The sequence below is a fragment of the Paracoccus thiocyanatus genome, from assembly GCF_900156255.1.
In the GTDB taxonomy this organism is placed as follows: Bacteria; Pseudomonadota; Alphaproteobacteria; order Rhodobacterales; family Rhodobacteraceae; genus Paracoccus; species Paracoccus thiocyanatus.
This window is the reverse complement of record NZ_FTMK01000011.1, coordinates 13895-34299: the sequence shown is the minus strand read 5'-3', so window position 1 is coordinate 34299 and position 20405 is coordinate 13895. Positions and strand designations below refer to the sequence as shown.

General features: G+C 67.2%; 16 protein-coding genes. 8 read left to right on the top strand and 8 right to left on the bottom strand.

The window, feature by feature from the left end:
• Positions 1-168 precede the first annotated feature (168 nt).
• Positions 169-1533, top strand: coding sequence for an NCS2 family permease (locus F3H32_RS09780; protein ID WP_223191402.1), 1365 nt, complete (start codon positions 169-171; stop codon positions 1531-1533).
• Positions 1534-1623: 90 nt separating this feature from the next.
• Here F3H32_RS09780 and F3H32_RS09775 read toward each other — a convergent pair whose 3' ends face one another.
• The 4 genes from F3H32_RS09775 to F3H32_RS09760 all read right to left on the bottom strand — a co-directional run bounded on the left by F3H32_RS09775 (position 1624) and on the right by F3H32_RS09760 (position 5573).
• Positions 1624-2631: an asparaginase gene (locus F3H32_RS09775; protein WP_223191401.1), complete on the bottom strand. Its 1008-nt coding sequence runs from the start codon at positions 2629-2631 to the stop codon at positions 1624-1626.
• A 93-nt stretch (positions 2632-2724) separates the two neighbouring features.
• Complete coding sequence (locus F3H32_RS09770; protein WP_149765691.1) at positions 2725-3438, bottom strand: FadR/GntR family transcriptional regulator; 714 nt, start codon at positions 3436-3438, stop codon at positions 2725-2727.
• 267 nt (positions 3439-3705) lie between these two features.
• The gene (ada, locus tag F3H32_RS09765) at positions 3706-4776 is read right to left on the bottom strand and encodes a bifunctional DNA-binding transcriptional regulator/O6-methylguanine-DNA methyltransferase Ada (RefSeq protein WP_149765690.1); all 1071 of its coding nucleotides are present in this window, start codon (positions 4774-4776) and stop codon (positions 3706-3708) included.
• A gap of 92 nt (positions 4777-4868) precedes the next feature.
• Complete coding sequence (locus tag F3H32_RS09760) at positions 4869-5573, bottom strand: helix-turn-helix domain-containing protein (RefSeq protein WP_115756531.1); 705 nt, start codon at positions 5571-5573, stop codon at positions 4869-4871.
• Between the two features lie 283 nt (positions 5574-5856).
• Between F3H32_RS09760 and F3H32_RS09755 the strand changes: the two genes are divergently transcribed.
• Genes F3H32_RS09755 through F3H32_RS09725 form a run of 7 tightly spaced genes read left to right on the top strand, consistent with a single transcriptional unit; the run spans position 5857 to position 16589 of the window.
• Positions 5857-8574, top strand: coding sequence for a nitrate/nitrite transporter (locus F3H32_RS09755; RefSeq protein WP_149765689.1), 2718 nt, complete (start codon positions 5857-5859; stop codon positions 8572-8574).
• A gap of 14 nt (positions 8575-8588) precedes the next feature.
• A complete protein-coding gene (locus F3H32_RS09750) occupies positions 8589-12353 on the top strand; it encodes a nitrate reductase subunit alpha (protein ID WP_149765688.1) in 3765 nt (1254 codons plus the stop codon).
• Positions 12350-13867: a nitrate reductase subunit beta gene (narH, locus tag F3H32_RS09745; protein ID WP_115756528.1), complete on the top strand. Its 1518-nt coding sequence runs from the start codon at positions 12350-12352 to the stop codon at positions 13865-13867. Before F3H32_RS09750 ends, narH begins: the two co-directional genes overlap by 4 nt.
• Positions 13864-14553, top strand: a complete 690-nt coding sequence (gene narJ / locus F3H32_RS09740; protein WP_149765687.1) for a nitrate reductase molybdenum cofactor assembly chaperone — start codon at positions 13864-13866, stop codon at positions 14551-14553. The genes narH and narJ overlap by 4 nt, the downstream gene beginning before the upstream one ends.
• Before the next feature lie 13 nt (positions 14554-14566).
• Complete coding sequence (gene narI / locus F3H32_RS09735) at positions 14567-15268, top strand: respiratory nitrate reductase subunit gamma (RefSeq protein ID WP_149765686.1); 702 nt, start codon at positions 14567-14569, stop codon at positions 15266-15268.
• An 11-nt stretch (positions 15269-15279) separates the two neighbouring features.
• On the top strand, positions 15280-16077 hold the full coding sequence (locus F3H32_RS09730; protein ID WP_223191400.1) for a peptidylprolyl isomerase: 798 nt from the start codon (positions 15280-15282) through the stop codon (positions 16075-16077).
• Positions 16077-16589, top strand: a complete 513-nt coding sequence (locus F3H32_RS09725) for a DUF2478 domain-containing protein (protein WP_149765684.1) — start codon at positions 16077-16079, stop codon at positions 16587-16589. The genes F3H32_RS09730 and F3H32_RS09725 overlap by 1 nt, the downstream gene beginning before the upstream one ends.
• A gap of 63 nt (positions 16590-16652) precedes the next feature.
• On the opposite strand, the gene F3H32_RS09720 is transcribed toward F3H32_RS09725, so the two are convergent.
• The 4 genes from F3H32_RS09720 to ubiT are packed head-to-tail and all read right to left on the bottom strand — an operon-like array spanning position 16653 to position 20307.
• Positions 16653-17867 (bottom strand): NnrS family protein, encoded by a 1215-nt coding sequence (locus F3H32_RS09720; protein ID WP_149765683.1) that lies wholly within the window; start codon positions 17865-17867, stop codon positions 16653-16655.
• Between the two features lie 21 nt (positions 17868-17888).
• Complete coding sequence (gene ubiV, locus F3H32_RS09715; protein WP_149765745.1) at positions 17889-18779, bottom strand: ubiquinone anaerobic biosynthesis protein UbiV; 891 nt, start codon at positions 18777-18779, stop codon at positions 17889-17891.
• A 2-nt stretch (positions 18780-18781) separates the two neighbouring features.
• Positions 18782-19774, bottom strand: coding sequence for a ubiquinone anaerobic biosynthesis protein UbiU (gene ubiU / locus F3H32_RS09710; protein ID WP_149765744.1), 993 nt, complete (start codon positions 19772-19774; stop codon positions 18782-18784).
• On the bottom strand, positions 19774-20307 hold the full coding sequence (ubiT, locus tag F3H32_RS09705) for a ubiquinone anaerobic biosynthesis accessory factor UbiT (RefSeq protein ID WP_149765682.1): 534 nt from the start codon (positions 20305-20307) through the stop codon (positions 19774-19776). Before ubiT ends, ubiU begins: the two co-directional genes overlap by 1 nt.
• Between the last annotated feature and the right edge of the window lie 98 nt (positions 20308-20405).

Genomic DNA, 20405 nt, shown 5'->3' with positions numbered 1-20405 from the left:
GGCGGCAGGCAACCCATGATCTTTCATAAACAGAAGCAAGTTTGCGTTGAAAATGTCCCAGTCTTAAACGTCTCGTTGAAACTCTGTCGCTGGACCCTGCATTCTCGTTGAAGATGGCAAGGCGTAATCTGGCCTGCATGGCGGGTCATCCGTCGCGAGGGAGGAAACATGCCAGACAACCAACCCGGCCTGACGGCCAGCGGCGCCAGCGCCAGCCCAGGGGGAGCAACCGTGCTAGACAAGCAATTCGGCCTGACGGCCCATGGCACCAGCGTCAGGACAGAGGTGATCGCCGGGATCACCACCTTCCTGACCATGGCCTATATCATCTTCGTGAACCCCGAGATCCTGTCCTCGACCGGGATGGACCGCAACGCGGTCTTCGTCGCCACCTGCCTGGCGGCGGCGCTGGGATCGGCGATCATGGCGCTGTGGGCCAACTGGCCCATCGGCATGGCGCCCGGCATGGGGCTGAACGCGTTCTTCGCCTTTACCGTGGTCGGCGCGCTGGGGTTCACCTGGCAACAGGCGCTGGGGGCGGTGTTCATCTCGGGCCTGGTGTTCCTGTTTTTGTCGGTGACGGGCATCCGGCGCTGGCTGATCGCGGGCATCCCGACATCCATGCGCAGCGCCATCGCCGCGGGCATCGGCATGTTCCTGGGGCTGATCGCGCTGAAGAACTCGGGCATCGTGGTGGACAATCCGGCGACGCTGGTCGCCCTGGGCGACCTGACCCAGATCGGCACGCTGCTGGCCATCCTGGGCTTTTTCATCATCGCGGCGCTGGATGCGCTGAAGGTGCGCGGTGCGATCCTGATCGGCATCCTGGTCATCACCGTCGTTTCCATCGCCATCGGCGCCAGCCCCTTTGCCGGGGTGATCTCGATGCCGCCCTCGATCATGCCGACCTTTTTGCAGTTGGATATCGCCGGCGCGCTGACGGTGGGCATCTTCCACGTCATCCTGGTCATGGTGCTGGTCGAGGTCTTTGACGCCACCGGCACACTGATCGGCGTGGCCAAGCGCGCCGGGCTGCTGACCGAGGGGCCGACCCATACCAACAAAAACCTGGGCCGGGCGCTGATGGCGGATTCGACGGCGATCCTGGCGGGATCCATGCTGGGCACCAGTTCGACCACCGCCTATGTCGAAAGCGCCTCGGGCGTGCAGGCGGGCGGGCGCACCGGGCTGACCGCGCTGGTCGTGGCGGTGCTGTTCCTGCTGGCGGTGTTCTTTGCGCCGCTAGCGGGATCGGTCCCGGCCTATGCCACCGCGCCGGCGCTGCTTTACGTCGCCTGCCTGATGGTGCGCGAATTCGAGGAGATCGCCTGGAGCGACGTGACCGAAAGCGCCCCGGCCGTGCTGACGGCGCTGATGATGCCTTTTACCTATTCCATCGCCAATGGCCTGGCCTTCGGCTTTGTCAGCTATGCCGCGATCAAGCTGGCGACCGGCCGCGCGCGCGAGGTGCATGCCGCGACCTGGATCGTGGCGGCGCTGTTCGTGATCCGCTTTGCCTTCTTCATGGAGTGACGGCGGCTGCCGGGGGGCTGTCTGCCCCCCGGACCCCCCGAGGATATTTGTCCACGAAAGAATTGCGGCTTCGGGCCGGGTCGGGTCCGGTCAGGCCGGCGGCGCTTCGAAGGCGCGGGTGATTTCGGCCTGCGAACAGCCATTGGCAAGCATCGCCGCCAGCAGGATGCGCGCCTGTCCGGGTCGCAGCAGCCGGGCATGGATGGCCCCGGCCCGGCGCATGTCATGGCCGCCGCCGCCGCCGCCGTAGAGCGGCGACAAAAGCCCTTCGGGCACCCGGCTGGACACCACGACCGGCACGTCCCGGCTGCGGGCGCGGGCGATGGCCGCGACCAGGGCGGGGGCGCCATTGCCCGCCCCCAGCGCCGAGATCACGATGCCGCGCGCCCCGGCGGCGATGCTGGCGTCCAGATGCAGCCCGTCGCTGCCCGGATGGGCGGCCACGATATCCACCCGCAGCCCGGTGACCGGCGCCGGCAGCGGGCGGCTGATGGTCGGCGCTTCGTCGGCCACGCGGCGAAAGGCATCGGCTGCCTCGACGCTGGCCTTGTAAAGGCCCCAGACGGGAAGCACCCGGCCGCCAAAGGCCAGGGCGACACCCCGCGCCCCCGGTTGCAGGGCCGCGCGGATCGCATCGGCCAGGTTCAGGACCCCATCCGGGTGCGGATGGTCCGCGGGAAGCTGTGCGCCGGTGAACAGGACCGGCTTGCGGGCGGCGGTCTGCAATTGCACCAAAAGCGCGGTTTCCTCCATCGCGTCGGTGCCGTGCAGCGCGACGATGCCGTCGATGCCGGGATCGGCCAGTTCCGCGGCGACCGCATCGCTGATGCGCTGCATGTCGTCGAGCGACAGGCTGGCGGAATCCTTGGCCAGCAATTCGCGCGGGCGCAGTTCGGCCTGCATCTGCGGCAGTTGCGCCAGGATATCCCCGGCGCCCAGCCGAGGGCTGGCGGCGCCATCGGCACCGCGCCGGCTGGCGATGGTGCCGCCGGTGGCAAGCACCGCCAGCACCGGCAGCCGCCCGGCCGGCGTCACGACGAAATCCGCATGGCTGTGGCCCCCCTGGCAGATGCGCGGGCCTGGGCCGGCCTGCCGCAACCTGTCTGATGGCGTGCGATTAAACAGCCCAGGGGCCGGGGTCAAGCCGCGCCCCGGCCCGTCCCCATCGCGGGGCACGCCGGGCGGCCGGGGTCACGAGCGGGCCGCGCGCTGGCTGGTGATCCAGGTCATCGCCTGCTCGACCACGTCCAGGTGGTCGCGCATCGCGGCGCGGGCCTCGGTCTCGGAGCCGGCGGCGATCGCCTGGGCGATGCGGCGATGTTCGCTGTTCGAGGTGACGCGGCGGTCCGCCATCAGGTTCACCAGTTCCGACTGACGCATCAGCGCCTCGCGGAAATCGGCGACGATGCGGACGAACAGCCGGTTGCGGGCGGCTTCGGCGATCAGGCAGTGGAAATCGGAATCCAGCCGCACCCATTTCAGCGCATCCTCTTGTCGCTCCATGCCGTCGCAAAGCTGAAGAAGCCGGGCCATGTCCTCGGGGCTGCGGCGCAGCGCGGCCCAGCCGGCGGCGGGGATCTCGATCAGGGGCCGGGCCTCGATCATCTCGCGCGCCGAGTAGCTGCCATAGGCGAGTTCGGGGGCGTGGCGGTCCGAGATGACGAAGCTGCCGCTGCCGCTGCGGCTGCGCGTCAGGCCCAGAGTTTGCAGCGAGCGCATGGCCTCGCGGATGATCGGGCGGCTGACGCCGTAATGCCCGGCCAGCTTGGCCTCGGAGGGCAGCCGGGTGCCGACCGGCAGCCGGCCGGCCAGTATCGCGCCGCGCAAATCCTCGAACACCGTTTCGGCGGCGTTTTTCCGACTGACCGGGCTCTTTTGGGTCAACCAATCAGCCACCTTGTTCATGGCGCCAATGTTGCATCTGGGACGATGCTGTCAAGCCATGGCGTCGGTGGCGCAATCGTCACCAGTACAGAATGGCGGCGCCAAGCAGTCCGACAAGTCCGGCGACCTGGGCCATGAAAATCAGATGATAGATCCTCATCCGCGCGCTCCGCGTCAGAATCCGTAAATTGTCCTTTCATCCTGATCATGCCGGCAGGGCCTGGGAAGCCCCATTTTTCCCGGCGCAAACATTTATCAATGTGGCTGGCAGGCATGCGGTTGCACCCGTCACTTGCGCCGGGGCGCGGCTTCGCGGTCGAGCAAGTCGCGCTTGCGCGCCAGGCCCCAGCGATAGCCCGACAGCGCCCCGTCGCTGCGCAGCACCCGGTGGCAGGGGATGGCCACCGCGATCGCATTGGCGGCGCAGGCCCCGGCCACGGCGCGGCTGGCGCGCGGCGCGCCGATGCGGCGGGCGATTTCGGCGTAGCTGGCGGTGGTGCCGGGCGGGATCTGGCGCAGCGCCTGCCAGACCCGCTGCTGAAAGGCGGTGCCGCGGATGTCCAGCGGCAGGTCCAGCCCGATGCCGGGCGCCTCGACGAAGCCCACGACGCGGGCGACCAGCGCCTTGAAGGCGGTATCGTTGCCGATCAGGCTGGCGGCCGGGAAACGGTCCTGGAAATCGTGCAGCAGCGTTTCGGGATCGTCCCCCAGCGCGATGGCGCAGATGCCGCGGCCGCTTTGCGCGACCAGGATGGCGCCTAGCGCGCATTGGCCCAGGGCAAAGCGGATATCGGCCCCCGCGCCGCCCTTGCGCCAGGCCGAGGGCGTCATGCCCAGCATCCCGTCCGCGCCTTCGTAGAAGCGGCTGTTCGAGCCGAAGCCGGCGGCATAGATCGCCTGGGTGACGCTGTCGCCCTGGTCCAGCCTGTCCCGCAACCGGCCGGCGCGATGGGCGGCGGCATAGGCGCGCGGCGTCAGCCCGGTCGCGGCCTTGAACTGGCGGTGGAAATGGAACGGGCTGACCCCGGCGGCCGCGGCCAGCGCGTCCAGGCTGGGCGGCGTCTGGGCCTGCTCGATCAGGCGGCAGGCGGCGGCGACCAGGGCGGCATTGGCCTGGGCCACCGAAGCGCCCCTGGGATTGCAGCGGCGGCAGGGGCGAAAGCCCGCCGCCTCGGCCGCGTCGGGCGATGGGTAAAGCGTCACGTTCTGCGGCCTGGCGCGGCGCGAGGGGCAAGAGGGGCGGCAATAGACCCCGGTGGTGCGCACCGCGTAGACGAAGCGGCCATCCGACGCCGCATCGCGCGCCAGCACAAGCTGCCAGCGGGGATCGCTTTCGGTGGGGATCGGGGCCTGGTCCATGGCGGGAACCTTTCTGCTGCATGTCCTGCTAGCATATCTGGCACCGGCCGGCGACCATTGCACTCCGCCGCTTGCGGTCAAATCCGGCCCGGTCAGGGGATGTTCAGCGTCGTGTCCAGCAGCGTGTTGGGCTGGACCAGCGCCTTGAGCGCCGCCGCATCGGTGATGGTGACGCGCATGCCGTCGATATGGACGCCGTGATCGCGCAGGGCCTTGAAGGCGCGCGACAGGCTTTCCGGCGTCATCCCCAGGTAAGAGGCCAAGAGCCGCTTTTCCTGCGGCAGCACGAATCCCTGCACGCCCCCCGCATCCAGCGAGCGCTGCCACAGATAGGCCCCCAGCCTTTCGCGGGCATTGCGCAGCTTCAGGTTCTTGGCATGGCGCACGAGGTTGCGATAGCCCTCGGACAGGTCCTGGACCGCGGCCAGCGCAAAGCCGTGGTCGCGGGCAAAGGCCGCGCGCACATCCACGGCCGGGATCAGCACGATGCGCGAACGCTGCAAGGTGCGCGCCGACATCAGATAGGGCGCGTCGCGCATGCAGGCCGCCAGGATGAAGGTCGTCACCGGCTGGACCACCGCCATGGTCGTGTCGCGTTCCTGCCAATTTGCATAAAGCTCGACCGCGCCCTCCAGCATGACATGCAGGAAATTCGCCACCTCGCCCTGCTGGATCAGTTCAAGCTGCGCGGGAAACACCTGGTCATAGGCCGCATGCATCAGCGCGTCGAATGCCGGGCTGGTCATGTTGCGAAACAGCGGCAAGTTGCGAATATCGTTGCGGTCCTCTTCGCGCATCTGGGTCGACCTTTCGCCTCTGATTTGGCCAGAATCGGCCGCGGTGATGATATTTACCTTGATTATTGTCAACCGGCCAGCCGGGATTTGTCGTTGACCGAATCCGTGAACGCGGCATTATGTTTTGTGCATTTACTCGTGTTGCGGGGGACAAAACCCAAATCGCGTCGCTTTTCCCCGGCCGCCCGACGAAAGTTGATTCAGATCAAACATTCCGGCCGGGGTGCCGTGATGGGTAAGCCGCAGAAACAAGCGCGCGAACGATCCAAACGGAGCAGCCGCCATGCCGGACCCAGGTTCCACTTCCCAGACGCAGCAGCAAAGGGCGCTTTGGCTCAGCACCACCGCCTTTACGCTTTGCTTCGCGGTCTGGACGATATTTTCGATCATCGGGATCACCATCAAGCAGGAACTCGGCCTGAACGAGTTCGAATATGGGGTGCTGATCGCCACGCCCATCCTGACCGGGTCGCTGATCCGGCTGATCCTGGGCGTCTGGACCGAACGCTTCGGCGGGCGGCTGGTGTTTTCGCTGCAAATGCTGTTCACCGGCATCGCCACCTGGGCGCTGACCTGGGCCGACAGCTATGCCGAATTCCTGCTGGCCGCGCTTGGCGTGGGCATGGCAGGCGGTTCCTTCATCATCGGCGTCGCCTATGTCTCGAAATGGTTCCCGGCCGCGCGCCAGGGCACCGCGCTTGGCATTTTCGGCATGGGCAATGTCGGCGCCGCCGTGACCAAGTTCCTGGCCCCCTTCATCCTGGTCGCCTGGGGTTGGCAGGCGGTGGCGCAGATCTGGGCGGTGGGCATCGCGCTGATGGGCGTGGTGTTTTTCCTGGTTGCCCGCGACGATCCCGATTTCGAGGCGCGCCGCGCCCAGGGCATCGCCGCCCCCAGCCTGGCCGAGCAATTCGCGCCGCTGAAAAAGCTGCAAGTCTGGCGCTTCGCGCTTTACTATTTCTTCGTCTTCGGCGGCTTCGTCGCGCTGGCGCTGTGGCTGCCGCATTACCTGACCCAGGTTTACGGCGTCGACCTGCGGCTTGCGGGCATGGCGGCGGCGGCCTTCAGCCTGTCGGCCAGCATCTTCCGCGCCTATGGCGGCATCCTGTCGGACCGCTTCGGCGCGCGCACGGTGATGTATTGGACCTTTGGCTTCAGCGCCCTGTTCCTGTTCATGCTGTCCTATCCGCCGACCGATTACACGATCCGCGGCATGGACGGGCCGATCTCGTTCTCGACAGAAATGGGGCTGTGGCCCTTTGTGGTCACGCTGTTTGCGCTGGGTTTCTTCATGAGCCTGGGCAAGGCCGCGATCTTCAAGCATATCCCGGTCTATTACCCGAACCATGTCGGCTCGGTCGGTGGGCTTGTCGGCATGATCGGCGGGCTGGGCGGTTTCATCCTGCCCATCGTCTTCGGCGCGCTTCTGGACCTGACGGGGATCTGGACCTCCAGCTTTGCGCTGCTGTTCCTGGTCGTCATCGTGTCGATGGCCTGGATGCACATGTCGATCCGCGCCATGGAGCGCCGGGCGCAGGGCCGGGCCCTGGACCGGCTGCCGAACTTTCCCGAACTGGCCGAGGTGCATGACCCCGAACGCACGGTGATGCCGCGCGTCCTGGACGATTGGCGCCCCGAGAACCCGACCTTCTGGGCCGAACAGGGCCGCAAGGTCGCAAGGCGCAACCTGTGGATCTCGATCCCGGCGCTGACGCTGGCCTTCTCGGTCTGGATGGTCTGGTCGGTGGTGGTGGCCAAGCTGCCGCTGATCGGCTTTGCCTTTACCCAGGACCAGCTTTTCTGGCTGGCGGCGCTGCCGGCGCTGTCGGGGGCGACGCTGCGCATCTTCTACAGCTTCATGGTGCCGATCTTTGGCGGGCGGCTGTGGACCACGCTGTCCACCGCCTCGCTGCTGATCCCGGCCATGGGCATCGGCTATGCGGTGCAGGATCCCTCGACCCCCTATCTGATCTTCGTGGTGCTGGCGCTGCTATGCGGGCTGGGGGGCGCCAACTTCGCCTCGTCCATGGCCAATATCAGCTTCTTCTTTCCCAAGGCCGAAAAGGGCAATGCGCTGGGGCTGAACGCGGGCCTGGGCAACCTGGGCGTGTCGCTGATGCAGTTCCTGGTGCCCATCGTCATCACCATGGGCGTCTTTGGCGCCATGGGCGGCGCGGCTCAGGAACTGTCGGACGGCAGCCGGCTGTGGATGCAGAACGCCGGCTTTGTCTGGGTGCCCTTCATCATCGCCTCGACCATCGCGGCATGGCTGGGCATGAACGACATCACCGACGCCCGCGCCAGCTTCCGCGAACAGGCGGTGATCTTCAGCCGGCTGCACAACTGGGTGATGTGCCTGCTGTATATCGGCACCTTCGGCAGCTTCATCGGCTATTCGGCGGGCTTCCCCTTGCTGATCAAGCTGGCCTTCCCGGATGTGAACGCGCTGCAATTCGTGTTCCTGGGGCCGCTGGTCGGCGCGCTTAGCCGCGCGGGCACGGGCTGGCTTTCCGACCGGGTCGGCGGCGGGCGCGTGACCTTCTGGGTCTTTGCCGGCATGATCGCCTCGGTCGGGCTGGTCATCGTCTCGCTTCAGGCGCTGTCCTTCTGGGGCTTCTTCGCGGGCTTCATGGCGCTGTTCTTCTTTACCGGGGTCGGCAATTCCTCGACCTTCCAGATGATCCCCGTCATCATGCGCAAGGAAGTCGCCCGGCTTGAGCCGCAGCTTTCCCCCGAGGATCGCCGCCGCCAGTCCGACCGCGAATCCGCCGCCATCATCGCATTCACCAGCGCGATCGGCGCCTATGGCGGCTTCTTCATCCCAAAGGCTTACGGCAGCTCTATCGCGCTGACCGGATCGGCGCTTGGCGCGCTGTGGGCCTTTCTGGGCTTCTACGTGCTGTGCCTTGCCGTGACCTGGGTGTTCTACACCCGGCCGGGCGGGCTTTTGCACGACATCGAACGCGGCCGCGCCCCTGCCGGCGCCGCCACCCCCGCCTGACATAGGAGACAGCCATGAGCAATCTGCTGGACCGCCTGAACTTCCTGAAATCCACCCGCAAGGACGTGTTTTCGGAAGGGCATGGCCAGACCACGACCGAAAACCGCGATTGGGAGGACACCTATCGCCAGCGCTGGCGGCACGACAAGATCGTGCGCTCGACCCATGGGGTGAACTGCACCGGCTCGTGCTCCTGGAAGATCTATGTCAAATCCGGCATCGTCACCTGGGAAACGCAGCAGACCGACTATCCCCGCACCCGGCCCGACCTGCCCAACCACGAGCCGCGCGGCTGCGCGCGCGGCGCGTCCTATAGCTGGTATCTTTACAGCGCGAACCGGGTAAAGACGCCGCTGATCCGCGGCCGGCTGATGAAACTGTGGCGCGAAAAGCGCCGCAGCATGACCCCCATCCAGGCCTGGGCGGCGATCCAGTCCGACCCGGCGGCGCGTGAAAGCTATACCTGCATCCGCGGCAAGGGCGGCTTCGTGCGCGCGACCTGGGACGAGGCGACGGAAATCACCGCCGCCGCCAATGCCTATACGGCAAAGACATACGGCCCCGACCGGGTCTTCGGCTTTTCGCCCATCCCGGCCATGTCGATGATCTCTTACGCCGCGGGCACGCGCTACCTGTCGCTGCTGGGCGGCACCTGCATGTCCTTTTACGATTGGTATTGCGACCTGCCGCCGGCCAGCCCGCAGACCTGGGGCGAACAGACCGACGTGCCCGAAAGCGCCGACTGGTATAATGCCGGCTACCTGCTGATCTGGGGCTCGAACGTGCCCCAGACCCGCACCCCCGACGCGCATTTCTATACCGAGGCGCGCTATCGCGGCACCAAGTCCGCGGTGATCTGCCCCGACTATTCCGAGGCGGCCAAGTTCGGCGACATCTGGCTGAACGCCAAGCAGGGCACCGACGCGGCGCTTGGCATGGCCTTTGGCCATGTCATCTTGCGCGAATTCCACCTGGACCGGCAGGCCGAGTATTTCGAGGATTACTGCCGGCGCTATTCCGACATGCCGATGCTGGTGCGGCTGGAGGAACAGGACGGCCGCTATGTGCCCGGCCGCCAGCTACGCGCCAGCGATTTCGACGGCGCGCTGGACCAGGCCAACAACCCGGAATGGAAGACGGTCGCCATCGACGACCTGACCGGCCGCATCGTGGTGCCGAACGGCTCGGTCGGCTTCCGCTGGGGCGAAGAGGGGCGCTGGAACCTGGAACAGAAGGCCGGCGAGGATGAGGTCCGGCTGAAGATGAGCCTGGTGCTGGAGGAAGATCGCGACGACGTGGTCGGCGTCGACTTCCCCTATTTCGGCGGCGCAGCCACCAATGGCTTCGAGGTGGACGACCGCGGCGAGGTGCTGACCCGCAACATCCCGGTCAAGCGCATGACCCTGGCGGATGGCCAGCAGGCGCTGGTCGCCACGGTGTTCGACCTGTTCTGCGCCAATTACAGCCTAGACCGCGGCCTGGGCGGCGAAAACGTCGCGCGCGACTATGACGCCGACGTGCCCTTTACCCCGGCCTGGGCCGAGCGCATCACCGGCGTTCCCCGCGACCGGATCATCCAGGTGGCGCGCGAATTCGCCGCCAATGCCGAAAAGACCAATGGCCGCTCGATGGTGGTGATCGGCGCGGCGATGAACCATTGGTTCCACATGGACATGAACTATCGCGCCGTCATCAACATGCTGGTGATGTGCGGCTGCGTGGGCAAGTCGGGCGGCGGCTGGGCGCATTACGTCGGCCAGGAAAAGCTGCGCCCGCAGACCGGCTGGACGGCGCTGGCCTTCGCGCTGGACTGGGCGCGCCCGCCGCGGCACATGAACGCCACCTCGGCCTGGTATGCCCATACCGACCAATGGCGCTACGAGACGGTCAGCACGCAGGAAATCCTGTCGCCGACCGCGCCCAAGGGCGACTGGAACCGGCTGTCGCTGATCGACTACAACATCCGGGCGGAACGGATGGGCTGGCTGCCCTCGGCCCCGCAGTTGAAGACCAACCCGCTGGAAATCGGCCGCGCCGCCAAAGAGGCCGGCGTGCCGGCCAAGGATTACGTGGCCGAGCGGCTGAAATCCGGCGCCTTGCAGATGTCCTGCGAAGACCCGGATGCGCCCGAAAACTGGCCGAGGAACCTGTTCGTCTGGCGCTCGAACCTGCTGGGCTCGTCAGGCAAGGGGCATGAATATTTCCTGAAGCACCTCTTGGGCACCGATCACGGCGTCCAGGGCAAGGATTTGGGCCAGGAGGGCCGGCAAAAGCCGGTCGAGGCCGCCTGGCACGACCAGGCGCCCGAGGGCAAGCTGGACCTGCTGGTCACGATCGACTTCCGCATGTCCACCACCGCGGTCTATGCCGACATCGTCCTGCCGACCGCGTCCTGGTATGAAAAGGACGACCTGAACACCTCGGACATGCATCCGTTCATCCACCCGCTGCAAGCGGCGGTGGACCCGGCTTACGAGTCCAAGACCGACTGGGAAATCTTCAAGGCCATCGCCCGCAAGTTTTCCGACATCGCGCCCGAGGTGCTGGGGGTCGAAACCGACGTGGTGCAGCTACCCTTGCAGCACGACAGCGCCGGCGAAATCGCCCAGCCCTTCGTGCAGGACTGGAAGCAGGGCGAATGCGACCTGATCCCCGGCAAGACCGCGCCCGCCTATATCGAGATCGAGCGCGACTATCCGAACCTTTACAAGCGCTTCACCGCGCTGGGTCCGCTGATGGAAAAGCTGGGCAATGGCGGCAAGGGCATTTCCTGGGACACCAAGGACGAGGTGCATCACCTGCAAGCCTTGAACGGCCGCGTCACCGAAGAGGGCGCGACCAAGGGCATGGCCCGCATCGACACGGCCATCGACGCCGCCGAGATGGTGCTGATGCTGGCCCCCGAAACCAATGGCGAGGTTGCGGTCAAGGCCTGGGACGCGCTGTCCAAGGCGACGGGCCGCAGCCACAAGCACCTGGCCGAGGTCAAGGAGGACGAGAAGATCCGCTTCCGCGACATCGCCGCCCAGCCCAGGAAGATCATCTCGTCCCCCACCTGGTCGGGCATCGAAAGCGAGGAGGTCTGCTATAACGCCGGCTGGACCAACGTGCATGAGCTGATCCCGTGGCGCACCGTTTCCGGCCGCCAGCAGCTTTACCAGGACCACGAATGGATGCGCGCCTTTGGCGAGGCGCTTGTGACCTGGCGCCCGCCGGTTGACCTCAAGACCATCGGGGCGGATGCCCGCAAATCGCTGGCCGCGGGGGAAAAGCACGTGGTGCTGAACTTCCTGACCCCGCACCAGAAATGGGGCATCCATTCGACCTATACCGACAACCTGCTGATGCTGACGCTGAACCGCGGCGGCCCGGTGGTGTGGATCTCGGAAATCGACGCCCGCAAGGCCGGGCTGGTCGATAACGACTGGGTCGAGGTCTTCAACAGCAATGGCGTCATCACCGCGCGCGCGGTGGTCAGCCAGCGCATGAAGGAAGGCAGCATGTTCATGTATCACGCCCAGGAAAAGATCGTGAACACGCCCGGCAGCCAGATCACCAACCTGCGCGGCGGCATCCACAATTCGGTGACGCGCATCGTGCCCAAGCCCACGCATATGATCGGCGGCTATGCCCAGCTTGCTTACGGCTTCAACTATTACGGCACCGTGGGCGCCAACCGCGACGAATTCGTCATCGTCCGCAAGATGAACAAGGTCGATTGGCTCGACCAGCCCCTGCAAACGGGGCCCGCAACCCAAAAGATGGAGGCAGCGGAATGAAAGTGCGTGCGCAAATCGGCATGGTGCTGAACCTGGACAAGTGTATCGGCTGCCATACCTGCTCGGTGACGTGCAAGAACGTCTGGACCTCTCGCGAAGGCGTCGAATACGCCTGGTTCAACAACGTCGAGACCAAGCCCGGCATCGGCTATCCCAAGGATTGGGAAAACCAGAAACGCTGGAACGGCGGCTGGGTGCGGACGCGGTCGGGCCATCTGCGGCCCAAGCAGGGCGGCAAGTGGCGCGTGCTGGCCAATATCTTTGCCAACCCCGACCTGCCCGAGATCGACGATTTCTACGAACCCTTCGATTTCGACTATGACCACCTGAAATCCGCGCCGGAGATGCAGGCTTTCCCGACCGCAAGACCGCGCTCCAAGATTTCGGGCGAGCGGATGGAAAAGATCGAATGGGGCCCGAACTGGGAGGAAATCCTGGGCGGCGAGTTCGAGAAACGCAGCAAGGACTATAACTTCGAGGGTATCCAGAAGGACATTTACGGGGAATACGAAAACACCTTCATGATGTATCTGCCCAGGCTTTGCGAGCATTGCCTGAACCCGGCCTGCGTCGCCTCGTGCCCATCCGGCGCGATCTACAAGCGCGAAGAGGACGGGGTGGTGCTGATCGACCAGGACAAGTGCCGGGGCTGGCGGATGTGCGTTTCCGGCTGCCCCTACAAGAAGATCTATTACAACTGGTCCACCGGAAAGTCGGAAAAATGCATCCTGTGCTATCCGCGGCTTGAATCCGGCCAGCCCACGGTCTGTTCGGAAACCTGCGTCGGCCGCATCCGCTATCTGGGCGTGATGCTTTACGATGCCGACAAGATTGCCGAGGCCGCCTCGACCGAAAGCGAGATGGATCTTTACGACGCGCAGCTTGGCGTCTTCCTGGACCCCAACGACCCCGAGGTGATCGCCGCCGCCCGCGCCGAGGGCGTACCCGAGGACTGGATCAAGGGTGCGCAGCGCTCGCCGATCTGGAAGATGGCGATGGAATGGAAGATCGCCTTCCCGCTGCACCCGGAATATCGCACCCTGCCGATGGTCTGGTATGTGCCGCCGCTGTCGCCGATCCAGAACGCGGCCGAGGCGGGCAAGATCGCCGCCCAGGACGACATGCCCGACGTGCGTTCCCTGCGCATCCCGCTGCGCTACCTGGCCAATATGCTGACCGCCGGCGACGAGGCGCCGGTGGCCGCCGCGCTGGAGCGGATGCTGGCCATGCGCAGCTATATGCGCTCCAAGAACCTGGACGGGGTGGTGAACCTGGGCGTCGCACAGCGCGTCGGCCTGACCCCCCACCAGATCGACGAGATGTATCAGCTGCTGGCCATCGCCAATTACGAGGACCGCTTCGTCATCCCGACCACGCATCGCGAGATCGTCGAGGACGCCTATGACCTGCGCGGCGGCTGCGGCTTTACCGACGGGCATGGCTGTTCGTCGGGCGACACGCCCTCGCTCTTTGGCGGCAAGAAGTTCCGCAGCCCCCAGGAGTTCATCGCATGAAAAGCTTCAAGGCCCTTTCCGCGCTGCTGTCCTATCCCAGCGAGGAGCTGATCGCCGCGCTGCCCGAAATCGAGGCGGTGCTGCGCGCCGAGGGGCTGCTTGGCCCCCGGCGGATGCAGGAAATCGCCCGGCTGCTGCGGGAATTGCAGCAAGGCGACCTTTACGACCTTCAGGAACGCTATGTGCTGCTGTTCGACCGCTCGCGCAGCCTGTCGCTGAACCTGTTCGAACATGTCCATGGCGAAAGCCGCGACCGCGGCGGCGCCATGGTGGACCTTTTGGAAACCTATCGCGCCGGTGGCTTCGACCTGGTCGGATTGGAACTGCCCGACCACCTGCCGGTGCTGCTGGAATACCTGTCCACCCGGCCCTTACCCGAGGCAGAGGCGCTTTTGGCCGATGCCTCGCATATCCTGGTCGCGCTGGCCGACCGGCTGACGCGGCGCGAGACGGCCTATGCCGGCGTGCTGAGCGCGCTGGTGACGCTGGTCGTGACCGAGCCGCCCGAACTGCCCCAGGACCTGGCCGGCATGCCCGACGACGACCCCGAGGATCTGGCCGCGCTGGACGCCGTCTGGGAAGAGGCGCAGGTCACTTTCGGCCCCGACCCCAATGCCGGCTGCCCGGTCAGCCGCGACATCCTTGCCCGCATGGACGCACCGCGCGTCCCCAGCCCGGCGCAATGAACAGGAGGCATAGATGAACAATTTCCTTTTCGGGATCTATCCCTATATCGCCATCACGGTGATGATCCTCGGCTCGATCATCCGCTATGACCAGGACCCGTTTAGCTGGAAATCCAAGTCCAGCCAGATCCTGCGGCGGCGGCAATTCGTCATCGGCTCGGTCCTGTTCCATGTCGGCGTGCTGGTGATCTTTTTCGGCCACCTGGGCGGGCTTCTGACCCCGATCGCGGTCTTTGATGCGCTGGGGATCAGCCATGGCGCCAAGCAGGTGCTGGCGATGACGGCGGGCGGCATTGCCGGGGTCGTGGCGCTGGTGGGCGGCGGGATGCTGCTGCACCGCCGGCTGACCGACCCGCGGGTGCGTGCCCATACGACGCTGGCCGATACCGGCATCCTGGCCCTGCTGGTGGCGCAACTGGTGCTGGGGCTTGCGACCATCCTGGTTTCGGCCCAGCACCTGGACGGGCACGAAATGACGCTGCTGATGTCCTGGGCGCAGGGGATCGTCTATCTGCAATCCGGCGCCGCGGACCACATCGCCAATGTGCATTGGCTGTTCAAGCTGCATATCCTGCTGGGGCTGACCATCTTCCTGCTGTTCCCGTTCACGCGGCTGGTCCACATGATTTCGGCCCCGGTGCGCTATCTGTGGCGGCCCGGCTACCAGATCGTGCGGACCAAGCATCAACCGGCCAAGCGCCATCCGGCGGAGTAGGGGCGATGGAGATGAAACCGCTGCTGCCGCCGGTCGTGGTGAACGGCGTGACGCTAGACCCCGGCCGCATCGCGGCCGAGGCGCAGAACCACCCCGCGCCCAAGGGCAAGCCCGGCCATGCCTGGCGGGCCGCGGCCCGCGCCCTGGCGGTGCGCGAGCTTCTGTTGCAGGAAGCCCGCGCCCAGGGCATCGCGGCGGAACCCGCCGAACTGGCCCCCGGCCAATGGGAGACCGAGGACGAGGCCGCGATCCGCGCCCTTCTGGACCAGCGGGTCCGGCCCGTCCCCGCCGACGAGGCGGCGCTGGCCGCCCATTACGCCGCCCATCCCGACCAGTTCCGCGCCCCCTCGCTTTACGAGGCGGCGCATATCCTGTTCGCCGCCGCCCCCGAGGATGCGCCGGCACGTGCCCAAGCGCGGGCCAAGGCCGAGGCGGCGCTGGCGGAACTGCGCGCCCGGCCGGGCCGCTTTGGGGAACTGGCGGCGGAACTTAGCGCCTGTTCCTCGAAAACCGCGGGCGGGGTGCTGGGGCAACTGACCTCGGGCGATACCGTGCCCGAGTTCGAGGCCGTGCTGGCCACGATGGAGGAAGGCGGGCTGGCCCTGGCCGAGACCCGCTATGGCCTGCACATCATCCGCCTGGACGCGCGCGCCCGCGGCCAGGTGCTGCCGTTCCAGGCGGTATTGCCGCAATTGCGCCAGGCCCATGACAAGGCGGCCTGGCTGCGCGCCAGCCGCGACTATCTTGGCGGCCTGATCGCCGGGGCGGGGATTTCCGGGATCACTTTTGACCAGGAAGGGCGGGCGTGATGCAACTGGCCTATGTCAGCCTGTCCGGCCGCGGTGCCACCGACCGCTTCCTGGCCGGTGTCGCCCTGGCCGCGCAGGCGGCGGGGCTGCGGCTGGCCGGTACGGTGCAGACCAATCCGCAGCGCGAGGGCCGCGCGCGCTGCGACATGGACCTGCTTGTGCTGCCCGACGGTCCGGTGCTGCGCATCAGCGAGGATCGCGGCAATGGCGCGCGGGGCTGCCGGCTGGATGCCGGCGTGCTGGAGGCGGCGGTGCTGGGCGTCGCTGCCGCCTTGCCCGGCGCCGACCTGCTGCTGGTCAACAAGTTCGGCAAGCAGGAATCCGAGGGCCGCGGCTTTGCCCCCCTGATCGCCGAGGCACTGTCGCGCGGCATCCCGGTACTGGCCGGGGTGAACGGGCTGAACCTGCCGGCGTTCCAGGCCTTTGCCGATGGGCTTGCCACGCCGCTTCCCGCCGATCAGGCGGCGGTTCTGGACTGGTGCCAGCGCGCCTGCGGGCTGCAACCCGCCTAAGCCGAAAAGCCCCGCAATGCAAAAGGCCCGGTCGTCGCGACCGGGCCTTTTTTCCGTTCTGCCTCAGGCCGTGCGCCTGGCGCCCGAGACCGGCTTTTTCGCCAGCCGCGGCCGCGCCAGCACCGGCAGGTAGATCAGCGCGAAGCCGCCAAAGGCCAGGATCCACAGCGTTCCCGACAGGTGCAGCAGCCAGACCTGGGCCGGCAGCAGACCGGCCAGCAGCCGCAGCACGACCGATGCGGTCAACGCCAGGTAAAGCGCCGTGGTGCCGCGCCCGGCGCGCAGCGGGCGGCCGCTATGGCCCAAGCTCGCCCGGCTCATCACCGCCAGGGTCATCAGGCCGATGGCGCCGGCCAGCCAGACATGGCGCGCCGGTGCGGCCAGCATCAGGTCCAGCCCGGCCGCCGCCTCGGCCCAGAAACCCAGCGCCAGGAAGCCATAGGCCAGGTGCAGCACCCAAAGCAGCGGCTCGGCCCCGGTCCGCGCGCCCTGCCAGCGCGCCAGCCGCCACAGATGCGCCGCGCCGCAGGCCAGCATCAGCCAGGGCATGGCCCGGCCTTCGGGCAGGGCGACGAAGCCCGCAAGCGTCACCGCCGTCAGCCCCAGCACCAGCCCGTCGCCACGGCCGAAAGGCACGGGCAATTGCTGCGCGCCGCGCGCGGCCAGCCAGTTGCGGGTAAAGCTGGGGATGATCCGCCCGCCGATCAGCGCGATCAGCATCAGGCCCGCCGCCAGGCCCAGCCGCATCCCCATGCCCTCGAAGGCCGCGTCGCCGCGGGCCGCCTCGATGTGAAACAACGCGTTGCCGGCGGTGAACAGCCCCAGCAGCGCCAGCACCGGCAGGTTGCGCCAGTTCCGGCCATGCAGGATTTCCCGCGCCAGGAAGGCCAGCAGCATCAGGCCCGAGGCCAGGTCGGCCAGCAGGACCACGCGCCAGTCGATCAGCGCCGACACCCCGACTGCCAGCCGGCCCAGCAGCCACAGCCCGACCAGCCCGGCCAAGGGTGCGCCCATCACCGGCAGCCGCCCGGTCCAGTTCGGCACCGCGGTCAGCAGGAAGCCGGCGATGACCCCGCCCAGATAGCCGTAAAGGAACTCATGGGCGTGCCAACTGAACGGGTCGAAGGCCAGGGGCAGGATCTCGGCCCCGGCCAGCATGGCGACCCAGATCGCCATGGCCAGCGCCGCCCATAGCGTGGAAAGCAGGAAAAAGGCCCGAAAGCCATGGCTCAGCAAGGCCGGCCCGCGATAGTTGCGCAGGCGTTCCGAGGTAGACATCGCGCGTCTCCGTCAAAAAGGTCAGGGGCAGGGGGCGGCGCCGGGGCGCCCCTCCAGGAACCCTTGGGCAAAGATGGCGCCGGGCTGGATGCGGCGCAAGTCGGCCAGCGCGTCGCCGGGGTCCAGCCCCTTGTCCAGCAGCCGCGCGTAAAGCCGGGTCACGGCCGCGAAATCGCCCGGCTGCGGCGACAGCCGCAGCGCGGCGACGCCGGCCTGGCGCAGCGCATCCACCTGCCGGGCCACGGTCATTTGGGTATAGCTTAGCGTCTGGACGCCGTTCACGGTCAGGAAGGGCTGCCCCTCCAGCGTCTCGACGGTGCGGCCGTCGGGATCTTCGGCGCAGACGAACTGGCAGCTATCCTTGGCGCGGTCATGCAGCCGCGCGTGATAGCAGCGCCCCGAAATCGCCAGCGGCGCCCGGCCATGGCCCCAGACCTCGACCGCGACGCCAGCCTGCCTGCCGGCCTGCGCCAGTTGCGCCACCGATTCCAGCGGCAGTTCCGGCGGCAGGCAGATGCGCTGTGCGCCCTGTGCCGCCAGCCATTCCAGCGTGCCTTCGTTATAGACGTTCACCGTCGGGCCGACCCAGAAGGGCGCGCCCTGGGGCAGGTGCTTCAGCGCGCCAAGATCGGCGATCTCGACCGGCAGGCCGGATGCGAACAGCTCGGCCGTCTGCCGGCGTTCCCGTTTCAGGGTGATCAGCGTCAGGGTGGACAGTGCCACCTCTTTGCCGGCGGCCTGCAAAACCTCGACCGCGGCGGGGATCTCGTGCTGCCAGAAGGGCAGGCGCTTGGAACAGACCCATTCGCCGATCACCACCCGCTGAACGGGGGTGTCGGCCAGTGTCCGGTAAAAGGCGCGCACCTGTTCGGCGCTCCAGAAAAAGGCGATGGGTCCGACGGTCAGGTCCATGGTCATCTCCAGGTCTTGGCATAGGCGCCGGTGGTGGCGGCCTGTCCCTCGGTCAGGCGGGCCAGCAGTCCCTCGGGCATGGGCGCGCCCTGTTCGGCGGCCTCGACGGCGGCGCGAAAGGCGCGCACCACCTGCGCGACATAGGCGCGGGAACGCTGCCGCCCCTCGATCTTCAGGGCGCGGACCCCGGCCTTTTGCAGCGCCGGGATCAGCCGGGTCGCGTCCAGGCTGGCCGGATCTTCGAAGATATGGCCGGTCTGGCTGTCGCCCTTGCCGTCGGCCGAGGTGAAGCAGCCCTTGCACAGCGTCGGATAGGGCACCGGCATGCCCTTGGGCGTGCGGTGGATCAGGAAATCGCCCAGCCGCGCCTCGTGATTGCCGGCGACATCGGCATAGGCGACGTGGCTGGCGGGCGAGCAGACGCCGTTCATGTTCGGCGAAAGCCCCGTGGCATAGGAAGACAGCGAACAGCGCCCCTCGGCCATGACGCAAAGCCCGCCAAAGACGAAGACCTCGGTTTCCACGTCGATTTCGCGGTTGATGGCGGTGATCTCCTCGACCGACAGGACGCGGGGCAGCACGACGCGGCGGATGCCGAAGGTTTCGGCATAGAAATTGATCGCGTCGGGATTGGCGGCGGCGGCCTGCACCGACAGGTGCAGCCGCAGGCCGGGATGGGCATTGGCGGCATGCGCGATCAGGCCAGGGTCGGCCAGGATCACCGCATCCGCGCCCAGCCGGGCGGCATCGGCCACGGCGCGGTGCCACAGCGCCTGGTCGCCGGCGCGCGGAAAGGTGTTGATCGCCACCAGCACATGCGCGCCGCGGGCATGGGCATAGGCCACGCCCTCGGCCAGTTCCTCGCGGGAAAAGTTCAGGCCGGGGAAATTGCGGGCGTTGGTTTCGTCGGCAAAGCCGCAATAGACCGTATGCGCGCCGGCATCGACCGCGGCGCGCAGGGCCGCCGGGGTTCCGGCCGGGCAGACCAGCTCCATCATGCCATCACCTCTTGTCGGGACAGCACCAGGCCGCTTTTGCGCGCCACCAGCGCCGAGGCGCGGCGCAGCCAGCGGTCCAGCGGCCGGCCGGTCAGCGCCGCCAGCTCCTCGGTCAGGTCCAGTTCGGCATCGTCCAGCGCGTTGCGCAGCGCCAGCACCGCCGAAGTATCGCCGCCGATCTGCAATTCGCCGGAAAAGAACAGCGCATCGCCGTCCTCGGCCCCGTGCAGCATGGCAAGGAACGCCGCCAGCCCGCCGCGGATCGCCGCGTCATGTTCGGGCGCGGGCGCATGGCGCGAATGCGCGGTCAGCCGCCGCGCCTGGGGCTGCATCAAAAGCAGCATCGGCGCATCGCTGACATCAAGCAGGAAGCGCGATCCGGCATAGGGGCCAAGGCGCGACAGGATCGTCGGTTCGCGCGCGGCGATGCGGCGCAGGAAAGCCGTCAGCGCCAGGCCAAGGACCGGGCGGGAAAGCGGCGGGGGCGGAAGCCGCATCAGCAGCGGCGGCAGGGTGGGGCGCTGGGTCATGATCCGGGTCTAGGCCCCCCAATCGGCGCTGTGATTGATATTGGTCAAATCGGCGGCGGAAAATCCTGCCTAGCTTTGGGGGACCGCCCGCCCTGCCG

Coding starts and splice junctions, on each gene's coding strand:
- F3H32_RS09780 (WP_223191402.1), top strand. CDS start 169: ATGCCAGACAACCAACCCGGCCTGACGGCCAGCGGCGCCAGCGCCAGC.
- F3H32_RS09770 (WP_149765691.1), bottom strand. CDS start 3,438: ATGAACAAGGTGGCTGATTGGTTGACCCAAAAGAGCCCGGTCAGTCGG.
- ada (WP_149765690.1), bottom strand. CDS start 4,776: ATGGACCAGGCCCCGATCCCCACCGAAAGCGATCCCCGCTGGCAGCTT.
- F3H32_RS09760 (WP_115756531.1), bottom strand. CDS start 5,573: ATGCGCGAAGAGGACCGCAACGATATTCGCAACTTGCCGCTGTTTCGC.
- F3H32_RS09755 (WP_149765689.1), top strand. CDS start 5,857: ATGCCGGACCCAGGTTCCACTTCCCAGACGCAGCAGCAAAGGGCGCTT.
- F3H32_RS09750 (WP_149765688.1), top strand. CDS start 8,589: ATGAGCAATCTGCTGGACCGCCTGAACTTCCTGAAATCCACCCGCAAG.
- narH (WP_115756528.1), top strand. CDS start 12,350: ATGAAAGTGCGTGCGCAAATCGGCATGGTGCTGAACCTGGACAAGTGT.
- narJ (WP_149765687.1), top strand. CDS start 13,864: ATGAAAAGCTTCAAGGCCCTTTCCGCGCTGCTGTCCTATCCCAGCGAG.
- narI (WP_149765686.1), top strand. CDS start 14,567: ATGAACAATTTCCTTTTCGGGATCTATCCCTATATCGCCATCACGGTG.
- F3H32_RS09730 (WP_223191400.1), top strand. CDS start 15,280: ATGAAACCGCTGCTGCCGCCGGTCGTGGTGAACGGCGTGACGCTAGAC.
- F3H32_RS09725 (WP_149765684.1), top strand. CDS start 16,077: ATGCAACTGGCCTATGTCAGCCTGTCCGGCCGCGGTGCCACCGACCGC.
- F3H32_RS09720 (WP_149765683.1), bottom strand. CDS start 17,867: ATGTCTACCTCGGAACGCCTGCGCAACTATCGCGGGCCGGCCTTGCTG.
- ubiV (WP_149765745.1), bottom strand. CDS start 18,779: ATGGACCTGACCGTCGGACCCATCGCCTTTTTCTGGAGCGCCGAACAG.
- ubiU (WP_149765744.1), bottom strand. CDS start 19,774: ATGGAGCTGGTCTGCCCGGCCGGAACCCCGGCGGCCCTGCGCGCCGCG.
- ubiT (WP_149765682.1), bottom strand. CDS start 20,307: ATGACCCAGCGCCCCACCCTGCCGCCGCTGCTGATGCGGCTTCCGCCC.